Source organism: Proteus sp. CD3, assembly GCF_008808075.1.
GTDB lineage: Bacteria > Pseudomonadota > Gammaproteobacteria > Enterobacterales > Enterobacteriaceae > Proteus > Proteus appendicitidis.
In genome coordinates this window covers 3,679,666-3,695,483 of the sequence record NZ_CP019686.1, presented here as the reverse complement: position 1 = coordinate 3,695,483, position 15,818 = coordinate 3,679,666, and the positions used below count along the sequence as shown (strand labels likewise).

At 39.2% G+C, this 15,818-nt stretch carries 15 protein-coding genes; 4 read left to right on the top strand and 11 right to left on the bottom strand.

The genetic code is table 11. The features are described from left to right. Positions 1–4 precede the first annotated feature (4 nt). The 10 genes from BTA34_RS16480 to BTA34_RS16435 form a co-directional block, all read right to left on the bottom strand. Positions 5–694, bottom strand: coding sequence for a phosphoglycolate phosphatase (locus BTA34_RS16480; RefSeq protein ID WP_151436478.1), 690 nt, complete (start codon positions 692–694; stop codon positions 5–7). Then, the gene (gene rpe / locus BTA34_RS16475; protein WP_151436477.1) at positions 691–1,365 is read right to left on the bottom strand and encodes a ribulose-phosphate 3-epimerase; all 675 of its coding nucleotides are present in this window, start codon (positions 1,363–1,365) and stop codon (positions 691–693) included. Before rpe ends, BTA34_RS16480 begins: the two co-directional genes overlap by 4 nt. Positions 1,366–1,409: 44 nt before the next feature. After that, positions 1,410–2,225, bottom strand: coding sequence for an adenine-specific DNA-methyltransferase (gene dam, locus BTA34_RS16470; RefSeq protein ID WP_151436476.1), 816 nt, complete (start codon positions 2,223–2,225; stop codon positions 1,410–1,412). A gap of 82 nt (positions 2,226–2,307) precedes the next feature. Then, positions 2,308–3,252, bottom strand: coding sequence for an SPOR domain-containing protein (locus tag BTA34_RS16465; protein WP_151436475.1), 945 nt, complete (start codon positions 3,250–3,252; stop codon positions 2,308–2,310). A 170-nt stretch (positions 3,253–3,422) separates the two neighbouring features. Further along, on the bottom strand, positions 3,423–4,517 hold the full coding sequence (gene aroB, locus BTA34_RS16460) for a 3-dehydroquinate synthase (RefSeq protein ID WP_151436474.1): 1,095 nt from the start codon (positions 4,515–4,517) through the stop codon (positions 3,423–3,425). Between the two features lie 54 nt (positions 4,518–4,571). Next, the gene (aroK, locus tag BTA34_RS16455; protein WP_129586866.1) at positions 4,572–5,093 is read right to left on the bottom strand and encodes a shikimate kinase AroK; all 522 of its coding nucleotides are present in this window, start codon (positions 5,091–5,093) and stop codon (positions 4,572–4,574) included. A 579-nt stretch (positions 5,094–5,672) separates the two neighbouring features. Then, positions 5,673–6,773 carry a type IV pilus secretin PilQ gene (gene pilQ / locus BTA34_RS16450; RefSeq protein WP_151436473.1) on the bottom strand — a complete coding sequence of 367 codons (1,101 nt, stop codon included), beginning with the start codon at positions 6,771–6,773 and terminating at the stop codon, positions 5,673–5,675. Next, the gene (locus BTA34_RS16445) at positions 6,770–7,300 is read right to left on the bottom strand and encodes a hypothetical protein (RefSeq protein WP_151436472.1); all 531 of its coding nucleotides are present in this window, start codon (positions 7,298–7,300) and stop codon (positions 6,770–6,772) included. The genes pilQ and BTA34_RS16445 overlap by 4 nt, the downstream gene beginning before the upstream one ends. Then, entirely contained in the window at positions 7,297–7,875 is a 579-nt protein-coding gene (locus BTA34_RS16440; protein WP_151436471.1) for a fimbrial assembly protein, read from the bottom strand. Before BTA34_RS16440 ends, BTA34_RS16445 begins: the two co-directional genes overlap by 4 nt. Next, on the bottom strand, positions 7,863–8,687 hold the full coding sequence (locus tag BTA34_RS16435) for a hypothetical protein (RefSeq protein WP_151436470.1): 825 nt from the start codon (positions 8,685–8,687) through the stop codon (positions 7,863–7,865). The genes BTA34_RS16440 and BTA34_RS16435 overlap by 13 nt, the downstream gene beginning before the upstream one ends. Before the next feature lie 115 nt (positions 8,688–8,802). Between BTA34_RS16435 and mrcA the strand changes: the two genes are divergently transcribed. Then, positions 8,803–11,337: a peptidoglycan glycosyltransferase/peptidoglycan DD-transpeptidase MrcA gene (mrcA, locus tag BTA34_RS16430; RefSeq protein WP_151436469.1), complete on the top strand. Its 2,535-nt coding sequence runs from the start codon at positions 8,803–8,805 to the stop codon at positions 11,335–11,337. A 46-nt stretch (positions 11,338–11,383) separates the two neighbouring features. Here mrcA and nudE read toward each other — a convergent pair whose 3' ends face one another. Then, a complete protein-coding gene (gene nudE, locus BTA34_RS16425; protein WP_151436468.1) occupies positions 11,384–11,935 on the bottom strand; it encodes an ADP compounds hydrolase NudE in 552 nt (183 codons plus the stop codon). A gap of 353 nt (positions 11,936–12,288) precedes the next feature. Here nudE and umoB point away from each other — a divergent pair, with 353 nt between their 5' ends. The 3 genes from umoB (at position 12,289) to hslO (ending at position 15,793) form a co-directional block, all read left to right on the top strand. After that, positions 12,289–14,397 carry a flagellar biogenesis regulator UmoB gene (gene umoB / locus BTA34_RS16420; protein ID WP_151436467.1) on the top strand — a complete coding sequence of 703 codons (2,109 nt, stop codon included), beginning with the start codon at positions 12,289–12,291 and terminating at the stop codon, positions 14,395–14,397. A gap of 71 nt (positions 14,398–14,468) precedes the next feature. Next, positions 14,469–14,882 (top strand): ribosome-associated heat shock protein Hsp15, encoded by a 414-nt coding sequence (gene hslR / locus BTA34_RS16415; RefSeq protein WP_151436466.1) that lies wholly within the window; start codon positions 14,469–14,471, stop codon positions 14,880–14,882. 26 nt (positions 14,883–14,908) lie between these two features. After that, positions 14,909–15,793: an Hsp33 family molecular chaperone HslO gene (gene hslO / locus BTA34_RS16410; RefSeq protein ID WP_151436465.1), complete on the top strand. Its 885-nt coding sequence runs from the start codon at positions 14,909–14,911 to the stop codon at positions 15,791–15,793. Positions 15,794–15,818: the final 25 nt, after the last annotated feature.

Genomic DNA, 15,818 nt, shown 5'->3' with positions numbered 1-15,818 from the left:
GTTGTCATTGCGTGATGTCGAGGATTGATAGCAAGTCAGCAAAATTATCGAGTGTATAATCAGGTTTGCTGTCTGCGATAGGAACGCCATAGTTATAGCCATAGGTTAAACCTACGCAAGGGCATTGAGCCTCTTGTGCTGCAATAATATCGTTGCGAGAATCCCCAACAAAAAGGAGTTCTTCCTTTTTAACACCAAATGTACCCATTGTTAAATATAATGGTGCTGGATGTGGTTTTTTTTCTTTGACATCATCTCCGCCAAGCACCAAGGAAAAATACTTATCAATTCCCAGTTGCTGTAATAGTGGTGCAATAAAAGGAGAAGGTTTATTGGTGACGATACCTAATGGAATGTTATGTGAAGCTAATACTTCAAGCGTTTCTTTGACATGTGGGAATAAATCGCTGCCTGTTTTGACCGAAGTTGCATAATGTTCATCAAAAAGGTCACGCATCTCTTTTAATAAGGTTTCTGTGACATCTTCTACGCCAGCGTTATGCAAAGCGCGCGTAAGTAGCATATCAACGCCATTACCCACCCAAATAGTCACATTATGTTTACCAGCAGGTGCGAAACCTTTTGATGTTAATGCGTAATCTGTTGCTTCTGTTAGTCCAACAGCGCTGTCTGTGAGTGTGCCATCAAGATCAAAGGCGATAGCACGAATGCCTTTGAGTTTTTTGTCTGTCATTTCGATACCTTTTCTAATTCACGGCGCATATTGTCAATAACATGCTTATAATCTGGTTGATTGAAAATAGCTGAGCCAGCAACGAACATATCTGCACCTGCTTGGGCAATTTCAGCGATATTATCGACTTTAACACCACCATCAATTTCTAAACGAATGTCATAACCACCATCATCGATCATTTTACGAACTTGGCGTAATTTATCGAGGGTGTTAGGAATAAATGATTGGCCACCAAAGCCTGGATTAACAGACATCAGCAGAATAAGATCCAATTTATCCATTACATAATCGAGATAATTTAATGGGGTTGCTGGGTTAAGCACTAAGCCTGCTTTACAACCACAATCTTTTATTAGTTGAATTGTACGGTCAACGTGGTCACTGGCTTCAGCGTGAAATGAGATATAAGTTGCGCCCGCATTTGCAAAATCAGGAATGATACGGTCAACGGGTTTAACCATTAGGTGAACATCAATGGGTGCTGTAATACCGTAGTTGCGCAGCGCCTTACAAATTGGCGCACCAAATGTCAGATTAGGGACATAGTGGTTATCCATCACATCAAAGTGGACAACATCTGCGCCAGCTGCGAGTACTTTTTCAGTATCTTCACCAAGGCGAGCAAAATCAGCGGATAAAATAGAAGGGGCAATCAGAAAATCTTTCATCGCATTCTCCAGACAACACTCCCATTGTCGGGAGGTGTTAACGATTATTTATATAAGGCAAGTAATTCGTTCACTTTGCTACGACCAAGTGTGTTGCTACTGATTGTTCTTCTGACTTTCACACTGTGTAGCTCTTTTGCGTTTACATACCACTCTTTTGTTAACGCAGTCTCATGATTTGATATTAACACGGGTATCTGTCTCTCGTAAGCCAGCATTGAGGCAAGTTGAGCCAGATGCTCCTGCTCTTGAAAACTAAAGCTATTTGTATGGTATGACGTAAAATTTGCAGTCGGTGATAATGGTGCATAAGGCGGATCGCAATAAACGACAGCGCCTTTTTTTGCATTTGTCATTGTTGATGAATAGCTTTGGCAAACAAATTCGGCTTTTTGTGCTTTTTCAGAAAACCAAATTAGCTCTGCTTCAGGAAAATAAGGTTTTTTATAACGACCAAAAGGGACATTGTATTCACCTTTTGAATTATAACGACACAGCCCATTGTAGCAATGGCGGTTAAGATAGAGAAATAACACACTACGCTGATAAGCGTCCGTTGAACGATTAAATTCTTGTCGTAGTTGATAAAACTCTTCTGCGATATTCATTTGAGGGGTAAATAATAAGCGAGCATCCTTCATAAATTTTTCAGGATGTCGCTTCACCGTATTATAGAGATGAATTAGATCACTATTTATATCGGCAAGAATATATGAATCGTATTCTGTATTTAAAAAAACAGAACCGGCACCCATAAAAGGTTCAATTAAACAATTACCCTCAGGCAGATGACGTTTAATGTCATCTACCAAAGGATATTTACCACCAGCCCATTTTAGGAATGCGCGTTTTTTTTTCATGCCGTCCAAATTTCTCAATCGTTTCAGAGTCGCCGATTGTACTCTGTTTCAGACAGCATATCAGCGGTGAACTTCGTCTTAATTATTTTTTTAGATCCTGATGAACATGTTTCATCGGTCTAACCCAAGGTTGTTTTGCTTGTACTGGCGCTGGTAAAGAAGAAATGGCCTGTTTGGCTTCACTTATATTACGATAATTTCCATAGATGAGTACATACCATGGATTACCGTTACGCTGTGTTTTGTAAATAGTGTAGTTTCCATTGAGGTTCTTTTTAGCGAAAGCCTCTAAGGTATCTTGGCGACTTGCACCACTTAATTGCAACGTATAGTTAGTGGCAGGAATAGCGCTTAAATTACCTGCTGATAAGGAGCCTGAAACAACAGGTTTAGTCGTTGCAGGTTTAGGTTGCGTTGTCGCTGGTGGTGTTACCGGTTTTGTCGGTGGTGTTTTTATTTCAGCCGGTTTTTGTACTGGCTGTACAGGCTTGGTGACTGGTGGCTGTGTAACAGGCTGCACTGGTTTTGGTTGTTGTGCATTTAATTGTTGTTGCTGACCTGTCGCTTGGTTTATACCAGGCTGTTGTTGATTTAAAGAATCAACGATATCACCAGGGATCTCAACGCGTTGACCTTGCGAATCAATCATTGGCGGTAAATTTTGTGAAGGTGGTGTTGCAGGCTGTATCTCTTGTCCAGTAATAGATTGAGGTGTCGATGGCTGACCATTTTCTGAAGGTGTAACGGATGACGGTTGTTGAGATAGGTCGATATTTCTTTCCGTATTACTCGCAGGCGTTGAGTCCGTTGTTTCCGGTGATTTTAATGCTGAACTTATTGCGATAATTAGCAGAATAAGAACTAAAACACCTACACCAATCATCATCTGTTGACGGGATACAGAGAATCGTGCGTTTTTTAATGGATTGTTACGAGGTCGGTTGGTTCGACGTTCAGGTCTATCCGAAGTATCAGGTTTGAGTGAATTATCACCCTTGGTTTCATTATCAGGTTTGAACTCGTCCATTATGCCCTCCGTCAGAGCGTCAAAAAGCGAAAAATATTCTATTCAGCCTTAGCCATTACCTCATAGTATAAGGATGAAACGCTTTTTCTGAAACGTTGCATTTGACAATATTAACCAGAATTTTCCTTAAATGAATATTCTAGTTTATTTCTTGTCAGGTAATGGGGAGCTTAATTTGCATTAATGCAAGATGTTATCGCTTTGCGGACTTGTTCGCGAGTAATATCGGCACGCAATTCGGATTGACCGATACCTTTTGGTAAAACAAGGTGTAATTTGCCACCAGATACTTTTTTATCTCGCATCATATGAGGTAAATAGTCATCGGGTGTCATTTCAATAGGACCATTGACGGGGAGATTGGCTCTCTCAAGCAATTGAATAACACGTTGAGTCTCTTCTTCAGTGAATTGACCAAGCGCTTGAGCGGTTCTTGCCGCCATTACCATCCCTGCAGCAACGGCTTCACCATGCAACCAAACACCATATCCCATATGAGCTTCAATGGCGTGTCCATAGGTATGACCAAGGTTGAGTAGTGCGCGCAAACCACTTGTTTCTTTTTCATCAGCAGCAACGACGTCAGCTTTTAGCTCACAGCAACGACGGATACAAAATGCCATGGCTTTAGGATCAAGCGCCAAGAGTTTATCAATATTATTTTCAAGCCAGATAAAAAAGTCTTTATCTAAAATGATGCCATATTTAATAACTTCAGCTAAACCTGATGAAAGTTCACGAGGCGGTAATGTGGCAAGACAATCGAGATCGATAACAACAGAAGCGGGCTGATAAAACGCCCCAATCATGTTTTTGCCAAGAGGGTGATTAACTGCAGTTTTTCCACCAACAGAAGAATCAACTTGTGACAATAGTGTTGTTGGCACTTGGATAAAGCGAACGCCGCGCTGATAGCTTGCTGCGGCAAAACCAGTTAGATCACCAATAACACCACCGCCTAACGCGATAAGTGTTGTATCTCGATTGTGATTTTTTTCTAATAATGCAGTAAAGACATCATTCATGATTTCAAGCGATTTATATTGTTCGCCATCAGGCAAAATTACGCTATCAACCAAAACACCCTGTTTTTTTAAGGTGTCCGTTACCTTTTCTAAATAGAGTGGAGCAAGTGTCACGTTTGTGACTATCATAACTTGCTGCCCTGATTTTAAAGGTAAAAAGGTATCTTCTTGATGAAAAAGGCCAGAAGCAATGGTAATGGGATAGCTTCTTTCACCTAATGTGACAGTGATTTTTTCCATAACAGTGGCCTTCTTCTTATTGTCTTCACTTAACCTTGTAAATAGCTGAATTTATTAGTTTTGTTCTAATAATTCAATTATTTGATTGGCTACAATTTTTGCACTCTGATCATCAGTATGAATAGTGATGTCAGCAATTTCTTCATAAAGAGGATTACGTTCTTCAGCTAATGTCTCTAAGACATCGCGCACAGGTTCAACACCTTGCAATAAAGGACGTTTTTTATCACGTTGGGTACGCGCGAGCTGCTTTTCGATGTTGGTTTCTAAATAAACAACCACACCGCGTGCAGATAATCTGTTACGGGTTTCTCGCGATATCACCGAACCACCACCTGTTGCTAACACAATGCCTTGCTTTTCAGTGAGTTCGTTGATTATTTTTTCTTCTCGTTGACGGAAGCCTTCTTCGCCTTCAACATCAAATACCCAACCTACATCCGCACCTGTACGCCGCTCAATTTCCTGATCGGAATCATAAAACTCCATACTAAGTTGTTGAGCTAACTGACGACCAATAGTGCTTTTGCCGGCACCCATAGGCCCAACCAGAAAGATATTACGTTTCTCTGCCATGTTTTTGGTATTACTAAGATATTCGTTAATGATAACCCGCCCCGCCAAATTCATTCAGCGACGGGACCTAAACTGAAATTTATGAGTGTTTATCTAATACACACCTGATAACATTTGTTATCTACTCTCATAATAAGACTGAGTTCTTTCAGTAGATCGCTATAAAATAACCACATGCTGTCATAAACGACAACATAGGATAAAAATCCCTTTGCCCACAGTACATAACAAAAACTACTCAAAAAGTAATTATCTTTGTTGGCAACGCGGAGATTCTAACACAATTTAGTCGGAAAACCGCATCTGATAATATTGTCTTTTTCGTCATCAATCGATCAATATTACATATAAAAAGCCCTACCTCCAAGAATAGAGGAAGTGCATAAAATGTATCCGTATTTTTATTGTGATGTTTCAGGTTCACTCAAATTAGCTAACCCTTGTAAGCTAAATCGCCTTCATCGTCAAATCTATAAATACTGATTATAAGAAAAAACAATGAATAACTCTCAGTTTAATCCTAGTAAAAAACATGTAGTGCTTTGTATTTTATAATAAAAGTATTTATCACATAAAAAATTAGATTAATTTGGGTGTAATAAAAATAACCAATTCATGGCGACTGTGTTGATCTCTTTTATGACTGAAAAGTACGCCTAGTAATGGAATAGAGGATAAGAAGGGGATCTTTGCTGTGTGTTCTTGTTGCTTTTGCTGAAATATACCTCCTAACATAATGGTTTCTCCGTCTCGAATAGTCACTTCTGTGCTGATCTCTTGCTTATCAATAGATAGATGTTCACTTCCACCTTGAACAAGTGCAATGCCCGGTGTGTTTTGACTAATCTTAAGTATTAATCTTATCTTTTTATTTCTCTGAATAATGGGGGTTACTTCCATACCCAAGACGGCTTCTTTAAATTGAACTCGTGTAATTTCATTATCTCGACTGACATAGGGGATCTCCGTTCCTTGTTTGATGGATGCTGTTTTTTCATGAGCGGTTGTGAGCCGTGGACTTGCAATGATAGATAGCTGTTTCTCTTGTTCTAACGCACTTAATTCAAGCTCTAATAGACGCCCATTAATTCTGGCAATATTAAAGGCAATATAGTGCAGGGGATTTTTGGTGTTTTGATGGAGTGATAATGCAGAAAGTGAAGGCGTTGATGGCGCCGAATTAAGCGAGGAGGTTGTTGAAATAGCATTAGGTATGGTAGATGCAGCTTCGGTTTGTGTTTTTAATGCTTGTAATCCCCATTGAGTACCTAATTCATTTAAAGCATCCTGACTGCTACTCACAATATGTGCGGTGATATGAACTTGTTGTTGTGGAGTGTCCCGTAATTTTAGCCAATCCTCAATTTCAGACAGTGTTTTACTGTTATCAACGATTGAAAGACTATTCGCTTCTCTGTCAATAATAACTCGCCCCTGCTGACTTAGTAATGGAATAGTGTGATTACTGAGTTGTTCGCCTAATCTCTCAGCATCAGCATAATTTAAAGGATAAAGTTGGTGATGTAACTCATCAGGTTGTTCCGTAGTTGATGTTCGCTCTTCAATAAAAGTAGATGATATCTTTTCATCATCGATATTCTCAGGAAAAAAGGGATCTCGGGTGTGTGCCAAAGTGGCGGTAGTCATACATAATATGACGATTAAAACTCCTATCTTCATGATATATCACCCTGTATTGCGCTAGGATAACTTAGCTCTGTAAGGCTTATTTGTACTGAAATTAAATGGGTTTCTATTGGAACAATATTTAGAGAAACCAGCGCTAAACTTGTTTGATTGAGGTATTCCAAGAGAGCTAAAAACTGTGAGTAAGACAAAGTAAAAGTGAGTTTATATAAAGAGTTAGGCGAGTTTTCCCAAATCTCCGGTATAAAATGGTAAGTCATCAGTAAACGTTGTAATTGCTCACTAACCGGTAGGTTATCGAATGGAATGTCATAATCTATTTGTTGTGTGATTAGTGAATGAATAGATGGCATTGTGTCTAACGCGCTCTGATAATGATTAATACGCTTTAGTCTTTGTGTTATTTCTAGGTGTTGTTGAGCTATCTTTTGCTGGTAGTCCGTATAGATAAAGAGGTAATAAAATAGAAGGGTAATAAAAGGTATTATTAAGCTCAGTAAAGTGAGTTTCCACTTGGGTAGAAACGCAATAAGTAACAACCACTGTGCATTTATTTTCATTGGCTTCCCTCATCTTCTTCACCTTCTTCATTCCATCGCGCTTGTTCTTCTGATTTTCCGTTTAAATGTATTTCTGTATAAGACGGATCAGCTTTGCTTTGTTGTAAATAACTCAACGTTAAAGAGGCTAAAACAGGGTGACTTTTAAGGTTGGTAATAAAGGAGAGTGATTGTGTATTGGGAAGTGTGAGATGGAGTGAGCGTTGATTATCTGCCTCACCATAGTGGCTAATCCAACCGGTTGAGGGAAGATGTGTTTCGATAGCTCGAAAGAAGCGAATGTAATGTAAATAGCGCAACCAGTTTTGATAATAGAGTGAATAGTGTTGATAGCGTAAAAGTGTCTGTTTTTTCTGTTGTTGATATATATCGAGCTGTTTTAGCAATAAATCTTCTTGTTGTTGAGTTTGGCGTTGTTGATCTGTTATGAGTGAGCGTTTTTGTGCTAAATGGTAGGTGTAATAGCTACAAATAACGAAAGTGATCGTGACCAATGATAGTGTTTGAAAAAGCCATAACAATGCATTTTGTTTAAATAAACGGCTGCGCCAAGGTAAGTAATTTACTTGATACATAACACCTCTTCAGGGCGTAATGCCAAACCCAAAGCAACAAGTGGAATGAGATTTTTATCTGACGTTGTGTTAAATAAGTCGAGGGACAGATGGGGCCAAATAGGCATCAACTGACTAAAATAGTCTTCATTATCACCTGTTAAGTAACACTGTTTTAATGACCAATGATATTTTTCTATTAACTGGTAAATACAGGCTTGTTGCTCTTGTTGGTTTTCATAGGCAAGAGTGCCGTAATGGGGCATGTTTTCATCAGATGATATCCAAAGTAGCGTTTTGTTTTTACAGTACAAAAGTGGGTACTGAGGTGAGATATCAAGGTAAGTTGCTAAATAGCGTAGTGCGCATGCTGGGGTATCAATCGCAGTTATTGTTAAGTTTATTTGAGAAAACAAGTCAATATACTTATCTAAAATCGTTTTATGGCACAGATGAATAGCGAGTTTCCCATTATTTTGCCGATAATCAAAATTAACAGGGATTTTCGTATTTTGTGTGTAAGATGTGGCTCGTAGTTGCGCTAACCGATAACATGCTGCTGATGTAAGGGAAACTGCATGAGGCAGTGAGATAATTTGATAGTTTTCATAAATATCTGGTAGAGAAAGCGTAACATTATTAATTGAGGGTAATTTTTTACGCCAATTTATTAGGATTTCTCTTAATTTTATGTCATTTAAATCGTCATTAAGAGGTAAAGGGAATTGCCAAAATGTACTGATCTTCCATTGTTTATTCTGCTGAAATACCAAAACTGCATTGATATGATGAGTGTTAATTTCAATACCAATCTGGTAATTGTGTGTTTCCATAAATGATATCCATATCTATTGATGAGTAATTGCCTATTTTCGAAGAGGCGTTACCTTTATACTACGCACTGTTTGTTTATAAACCGCCCAATTCACATTACATGGGAAATTTAAGGTGAAGTTCTTAAAATATTTTTTCATCTTCATTTTTGCTTGCATAATTTTGGGAGCTGCCTCGATATACGGTATGTATAAGTATGTAGAGCCTCAGTTACCCGATGTCGCGACATTAAAAGATGTTCGTTTACAAACTCCTATGCAGGTATTTAGTGCAGACGGAGAGTTGATTGCGCAATACGGCGAAAAACGTCGTTTACCGCTAACATTGGAGGAGATACCTCCTCAACTTATTAATGCTTTTATCGCAACAGAAGATACGCGTTTTCGTGAACACCACGGTATTGACCCTATTGGGATCTCACGTGCTGTTGTCGTGGCATTAACATCAGGACAAGCCTCTCAAGGCGCGAGTACCATTACGCAACAATTAGCTAGAAATTTCTTTTTAACACCTGAAAAGAAATTAATGCGAAAAATAAAAGAAGCCTTCTTGGCGATCCGCATTGAAAAAGAGCTGACTAAAGATGAAATTTTAGCGCTGTATCTAAATAAAATTTATCTAGGTAACCGCGCTTATGGTGTGGGTGCTGCGGCTTATGTTTACTTTGGTAAAAGTGTTCATGATCTTAGCCTAAATGAAATGGCTGTCATTGCTGGTTTACCGAAAGCACCATCGACACTTAACCCTCTCTATTCTTATGATCGTGCCTTAAAACGTCGTAATGTCGTTTTACAGCGTATGTATGAAGAGAACTATATCACTCGTGCGCAGTATGAAAGTGCAAGAGCCGAGCCTATCGTTGCTAAATACCATGCACCACAAATTGATTTCTCTGCACCTTATTTAACAGAAATGGTGAGAATGGAGATGTATGAGCGCTATGGTGAAAATGCTTATACAGATGGCTATAAAATTTACACTACGGTGGTTCGTAAAGATCAATTAGCCGCAGAAAAAGCCTTGCGTGACAATGTTATCGACTACGACATGCGTCATGGTTACCGTGGCGCTCAAGAAGTTTTGTGGCGTGAAGGACAAACACCATGGGATAACGAAGCTATCAACAAGAAATTAAAAGGGATCCAAACTTATGGTCCTTTAATTCCTGCTGTTGTGTTATCCGCTGATGCGAAAGAAGCCAAAGTTATCTTAAAAACGGGCGACAACATTACGCTAGATTTAAAAGCGGTTCGTTGGGCGCGTAAATTTATTTCTGATACCTCTCAAGGCGCAACACCAACAAAAGTTGATGCCGTTGTGCATGCTGGTGAGCAAATTTGGGTACGCCAAAATAACGAAAACAATTGGGTACTAGCGCAACTTCCGGGTGTTAATGCTGCATTTGTTGCATTAGATCCTATCAATGGAGGGATTATTGCGCTGGTTGGTGGTTTTGATTTTGAGATCAGTAAATTTAACCGGGTTTCTCAATCGTTACGCCAAGTCGGTTCAAACATTAAACCTTTCTTATATGCTGCTGCATTAGATAAAGGATTAACGTTATCGACACTGCTTAATGATTTACCGATTAGCCGTTGGGATGCCGGTGCGGGAACAGATTGGCGTCCTAAAAACTCACCGCCAACTTATGCCGGTCCTATTCGTTTACGTCAAGGTTTAGGTCAGTCTAAAAACGTGGTGATGGTACGTGCAATGCGCGCAATGGGTGTGGATTATGCTGCTGATTATCTATTACGTTTTGGTTTCCCTAATCAAAATATCGATAGAACAGAATCTTTAGCATTAGGATCACCATCGTTTACACCAATGCAAATGGTACGAGGGTTTGCTGTTATGGCAAACGGCGGATATCTCATAGAGCCTTACTATATCCAACGTATTGAGAATGCCGAGGGTGAAGAGCTGTTTACTGCAAAACCAAAGATAGCTTGCCCTGATTGTACTGATATCCCTGTTATTTATGGTGATACCATGCGTTCTATTGCGTTATCTGATGATTATATGGAAAACGTTGCTCAATCTAATACATCTCAGCCAGTAGCGGTTACGCCTGAAATTGAATTAGAACAAGCACCGTTAGCTGAAACGGTAAAAGAAAGCCCTTATGCACCACATGTTATCAGCACACCACTGGCTTACTTAATGCATGATGCATTAAGAACAAATCTTGTTGGGGAGCCGGGGTGGTCTGGTACAGGTTGGCGTGCTGTTCGTGATCTTAAACGCCAAGATATTGGTGGTAAGACCGGAACAACAAACAGTTCTAAAGATGCTTGGTTCTCTGGATATGGTGCCAATATTGTTGCTACAGCTTGGATTGGTTTTGATGACAGTAGCCGCAATTTAGGTCGAACTGCCGCAAGTGGTGGTGAAGCGGGTGCTAAAACAGCACAACCTATTTGGAATGACTTTATGAAAGTAGCTCTGGATGGTGTCCCTGTTAATATGATGTCAGCACCAAAAGGTGTTGTGGCTGTTCAAATTGATAGAAGGACAGGAAAATTGGCGGGTGATGGCGCTTCAATGAAAGAATATTTTATTGATGGCACTCAACCGACAGAAAGGGCAAAAAATGAAGTAGGAACACAGATTTTTGAGGATAATGGCGAATCTAACGAGTTATTCTAATTAATCGAAAATAAAAACCGGATGTTAAAGTCCGGTTTTTTATTATCTATTTATTTTGTAATAGATAGCGATGGGCTAAGAAGAGAGCACTGACACTACGAGCTTCTGTAAAATCTGGGTGCTCGAGTAAGTCCATCATTTTTGCGATAGGCCAACGTATTTGGATCAGGGGTTCAGGCTCATCACCCTCAAGTTGCTCTGGATAAAGATCATGCGCGATGACAATGTTCATTTTGCTAGAAAAGTAAGAGGGTGCCATCGACAGCTTTGCGAGTTCTATTAATGAGTGAGCGCCATAGCCAATTTCTTCTTTTAGTTCGCGGTTTGCAGCTTGTAGGGCATTTTCACCAGGATCAATTGCACCTTTGGGAAAACCAAAGTCGTAATTTTCGATACCTACGGCGTATTCACGAATAAGAATAATATTGTCATCAATAATAGGAACAATCATAACGGCTTCACGATTAGCGGGTTTCATTCGCTCATAAGTGCGCTTTTCTCCGTTACTAAACTCCAGATTAACGGATTGGATCTGAAATAATTGAGAACGGGCGATGTTATCAATGTTTAATATATTGGGTTTTTTTAGTTCTTTCATAACAGTCCCTGACAGAATAGAGATTAACCTGAATTTAACACATTAATGACAAAATAAATCTAACAATTAGATTTAGCTTTTAAAGGAAAATTGAGTACACTCCGCTATCAAATCTAGTTATTTATTGATTTTTTGAGAATATTATTATTTATTGATTCGCTATTTTACCCGAAGATAGCATTGTTAGCGGATATAAACTTGATTATAGATATAAATTATAACGCGACTACAAAAATATAATCTATTGTATTTAAATAAAAAATAGAACAAAAGAATAGGAATTGCCTTATGTTAGGCAGGGTTTTAAATTTGTTATTGTTACTACGCAGCATCAGTATAAGCATGGGGAAAAAATGAGATTATCAGTCATTATATTGGCTATCTTGATGATAAGCCTATTTATAATGGCCGCCTTTCTATTCTTTAAAAGAAGGCGGCTTGATGGCTCACATCATCTCCCATCTCTCGCTAAACCTACTTATCGCAAGCTCACTTCTGATGATTATGGGCTTATTAGTGATTATTTATCTTATTTTGGTACCTCTAATTTCTCTTCTGGCTATTCATTACAAAACTTCCCCGATATGCCAATTAAAGGCGAAGTCGTTGCTACATTAAGAAATATCGTTAATCGCTTTGCAGGTTCTAGTGAAGGATTAAATCATTGGCGTTATTATATTGATGCTGTAGAAATTCATATTCCCCCGCTGCTTGTTCCTTATCTTCAGCAAGAAAACGTTCTCGATGTTGTCTGTACCCCTTCGATCCCCATCGTTATTGGTGTGAATGGGCATTTTTTAAAAGACGAAAAAATTCATTTTTCTTCGCTAAGTTTAAAACAGCTGTCTGAACCAATATTGGCAAATGGTTCATCAACTATCCAAAAGAACGAAGGTGATGCGGCTCACTTATTACAAATCCGAGAAGAAACAAACGAAGAATACCGATTACATAACTCATCTGGTTTTTGGGATGGTTCTTTTGTTTGTATAGGGCTTACGCTGTGCCTAACAGCCTTAATGATGCCTCAAGTTTTTCTTCCTTGGATCCTAGCAACCGGTGGTGCTTTTCTTGCTGTTGGTATTTTTCTGATCCACAACCCTTTAATCAAACCGCGTAAACAAGAAATCCACTGTTTTAAAGGGCGCTTAAAGCGCTGGGGGCTTTTTGGTAACTTTGATCATGGGCAAGTAAAAAATGTTTCTTTAGGGGGGATTGATCTGGTTTATCCGCCTCATTGGGAGCCTTATATTCAAAGCGATATTGATAAGGTGACCTATTTAGAAATGTATCCAAGTCATCATGTTGTAAAGCAAGGAAACTACCTTTCATTGCATGATGAAGAGAAAAATTATCCTTATAAACGGTATATTAAAAATATTATTTTCGTTTTTTGGAGCTTGTTTATTATTGGAATGTTGTATCTTTATCAGCCACTTTCTCTTTCAATGAAACTCAGTTTTTCATGGCTTAAAGATACAGAGCCTCATTTAGTCACTAATTTTACTGAGTTAGAAACAACCAATTTGCATGTCGGGGATATTATTCAAGCTAAAGGGGTTGGGATGTGCTATATGCCACCTAATTTATCAAGTAAGAATAATAAAACGATTTTTGCACCTTTTGATTGCTCAGGGATTTATTGGAATAACAGTAATCCAATGCCAATGCCTGAATCGAGCACGATAGAAAAAGCCGCGGCTTTATTGCATATGGTTGAAGAGCAATTACACCCTGTTTCTAATAACCGAGTTAACCCAAGTTTAGGCCAAGCGATTACTAAATCTGGGATGAATTTGCTAGATAATTTTGATGGCATTGTGTTGAAAACACAGGATTTATGCCCCCGAGAAAATGAATGTATTCGGCTAAAAATGGCGCTAGTTAACTTAAGTAACGTCAATGATTGGGCAGCATTAATTCAACGAGCTGAAAGCGGTAAATTGACCGGAACGAATGTTTTATTGCGTGCAGTAAGTGCTGAGGCCTTGGAAAAGCTTATCGACACCACCACATCCTCTTTTATCTACCGAGAAATAGATAAAGCCGCAATACTGTTAAACAGCCCTCCACCGGGTGGTGTGCTGTTAATCAGTGATGAAAGAAAACAGCTTGTTGATTATGCTTCAAGTTCAAACTCAGTGTTTGAACCTACTCCGTTAGAACAGTGGCGAGAATTACAACGTTTATCCGATATTTTATTGCATACACCTTTTGATACGGGTGGCGTAATAACGGGTATGGTTGTCGATGCGAATGGCACGTTACAGATATTTTTACATAGCCTGCCAGACTCGATGACAATGTTATATTACATCGGTAATACGGTATTGTTGCTTCTTGCTATCGGGTTCTTAGTTTTGAACCTATTTCTTATCATCCGGCGCCGGCGACAAAACAACCAACGCATGAATAAAATCAGTCTCTACTATGAGCACTGTTTTTATCGCCCTCCTCAGTAAGCCCCTTGTTGTGGAAGGCCATGTGTTTACACTATCGCCTTCGTAAAGAAGTTGAAGTTAAGGAGAAAGGGATGAGTCAACCATCACAAGACAGTGGCGTCCGCTTAGATAAATGGCTTTGGGCTGCTCGTTTTTATAAAACGCGTGCCATTGCGCGCACGATGATTGAAGGTGGTAAAGTCCATTACAATGGTGTGAGAGGCAAGCCAAGTAAAATCGTTGAAGAAGGTGCAGAAGTACGCCTACGACAAGGTAATGATGAACGGACGGTAACCATTCTCATGGTGAGTGCTCAGCGACAAGGTGCTACACAAGCGCAGACACTTTATTGCGAAACGCCAGAGAGTATTGCTAAAAGAGAAAAAATTGCTCTAGCAAGAAAAATGAATGCGTTAACAATGCCTCATCCTGAGCGTCGCCCTGATAAAAAGGAAAGACGCACCTTACTTCGCTTCAAACAGACAAATTTACAAGAATCGGATTAACCGATTCCCTGAAATGAGAGAAAGTTATGTCTAAAAAAGACGCTTTATCACGTTTTTTATTCGAAAAAAACGCGGTACGTGGTGAATTAGTCAATGTGACTGAAACCTATCAATCAATGCTTGAAAATCACCATTATCCTGAGCCAGTTCAATGCCTTCTGGGTGATTTATTAGTGGCAACGAGTTTGTTAACAGCGACGCTTAAATTTGAAGGAGATATTACGGTTCAAATTCAAGGCGATGGCCCAGTACGATTGGCGGTTATTAATGGCAACAATAATCAACAAATGCGCGGTGTTGCGCGTGTTGGTGATGATGTTAAGGCTGGTAGTACCTTAAAAGAGATGATCGGTAATGGTTTTATGGTCATCACGGTAACGCCTGAAAAAGGTGAACGTTATCAAGGTATTGTTGCTCTTGATGGTGAAACTATTGAAGCATGTATTGATAACTACTTTAAGCAATCAGAACAGCTACCTACACGCGTATTTATTCGTAGTGGTATGCAAGCGGGCAAACCAGCCGCAGCGGGTATGTTATTACAAGTATTGCCTGCGTCAGAAGAGTTCACCGCAGAACATACTGCTGAACACTTTGAATTGCTGACACAGTTAACACACACAATCAAAGCTGAAGAGCTATTTACGCTAGATACTAAAGAGATCTTACATCGCTTATATCATGAGGAAGATGTCACTCTTTATGATCCTCAAGTTGTTGAATTCCATTGCACTTGTTCGCGTGAACGTTGTGAAAATACATTAGTAACATTGTCGGAAGAAGATGTGAACCACCTGTTGCAAGAACAGGGAAATATTGATATGGAATGCGAATATTGTGGAACACATTATATCTTCACAGAGAGTGATATTAATAAAATCAATAAGTTAAATAAGTCAGAATTGCACTGATTCGATTTAGCAAGACGGTTTTATC

Bases quoted from the DNA above. Each gene is read 5' to 3' on its own strand.
- BTA34_RS16480 (WP_151436478.1), bottom strand. From the start codon at position 694: ATGACAGACAAAAAACTCAAAGGCATTCGTGCTATCGCCTTTGATCTT.
- rpe (WP_151436477.1), bottom strand. From the start codon at position 1,365: ATGAAAGATTTTCTGATTGCCCCTTCTATTTTATCCGCTGATTTTGCT.
- dam (WP_151436476.1), bottom strand. From the start codon at position 2,225: ATGAAAAAAAAACGCGCATTCCTAAAATGGGCTGGTGGTAAATATCCT.
- BTA34_RS16465 (WP_151436475.1), bottom strand. From the start codon at position 3,252: ATGGACGAGTTCAAACCTGATAATGAAACCAAGGGTGATAATTCACTC.
- aroB (WP_151436474.1), bottom strand. From the start codon at position 4,517: ATGGAAAAAATCACTGTCACATTAGGTGAAAGAAGCTATCCCATTACC.
- aroK (WP_129586866.1), bottom strand. From the start codon at position 5,093: ATGGCAGAGAAACGTAATATCTTTCTGGTTGGGCCTATGGGTGCCGGC.
- pilQ (WP_151436473.1), bottom strand. From the start codon at position 6,773: ATGAAGATAGGAGTTTTAATCGTCATATTATGTATGACTACCGCCACT.
- BTA34_RS16445 (WP_151436472.1), bottom strand. From the start codon at position 7,300: ATGAAAATAAATGCACAGTGGTTGTTACTTATTGCGTTTCTACCCAAG.
- BTA34_RS16440 (WP_151436471.1), bottom strand. From the start codon at position 7,875: ATGTATCAAGTAAATTACTTACCTTGGCGCAGCCGTTTATTTAAACAA.
- BTA34_RS16435 (WP_151436470.1), bottom strand. From the start codon at position 8,687: ATGGAAACACACAATTACCAGATTGGTATTGAAATTAACACTCATCAT.
- nudE (WP_151436468.1), bottom strand. From the start codon at position 11,935: ATGAAAGAACTAAAAAAACCCAATATATTAAACATTGATAACATCGCC.
- umoB (WP_151436467.1), top strand. From the start codon at position 12,289: ATGAGATTATCAGTCATTATATTGGCTATCTTGATGATAAGCCTATTT.
- hslR (WP_151436466.1), top strand. From the start codon at position 14,469: ATGAGTCAACCATCACAAGACAGTGGCGTCCGCTTAGATAAATGGCTT.
- hslO (WP_151436465.1), top strand. From the start codon at position 14,909: ATGTCTAAAAAAGACGCTTTATCACGTTTTTTATTCGAAAAAAACGCG.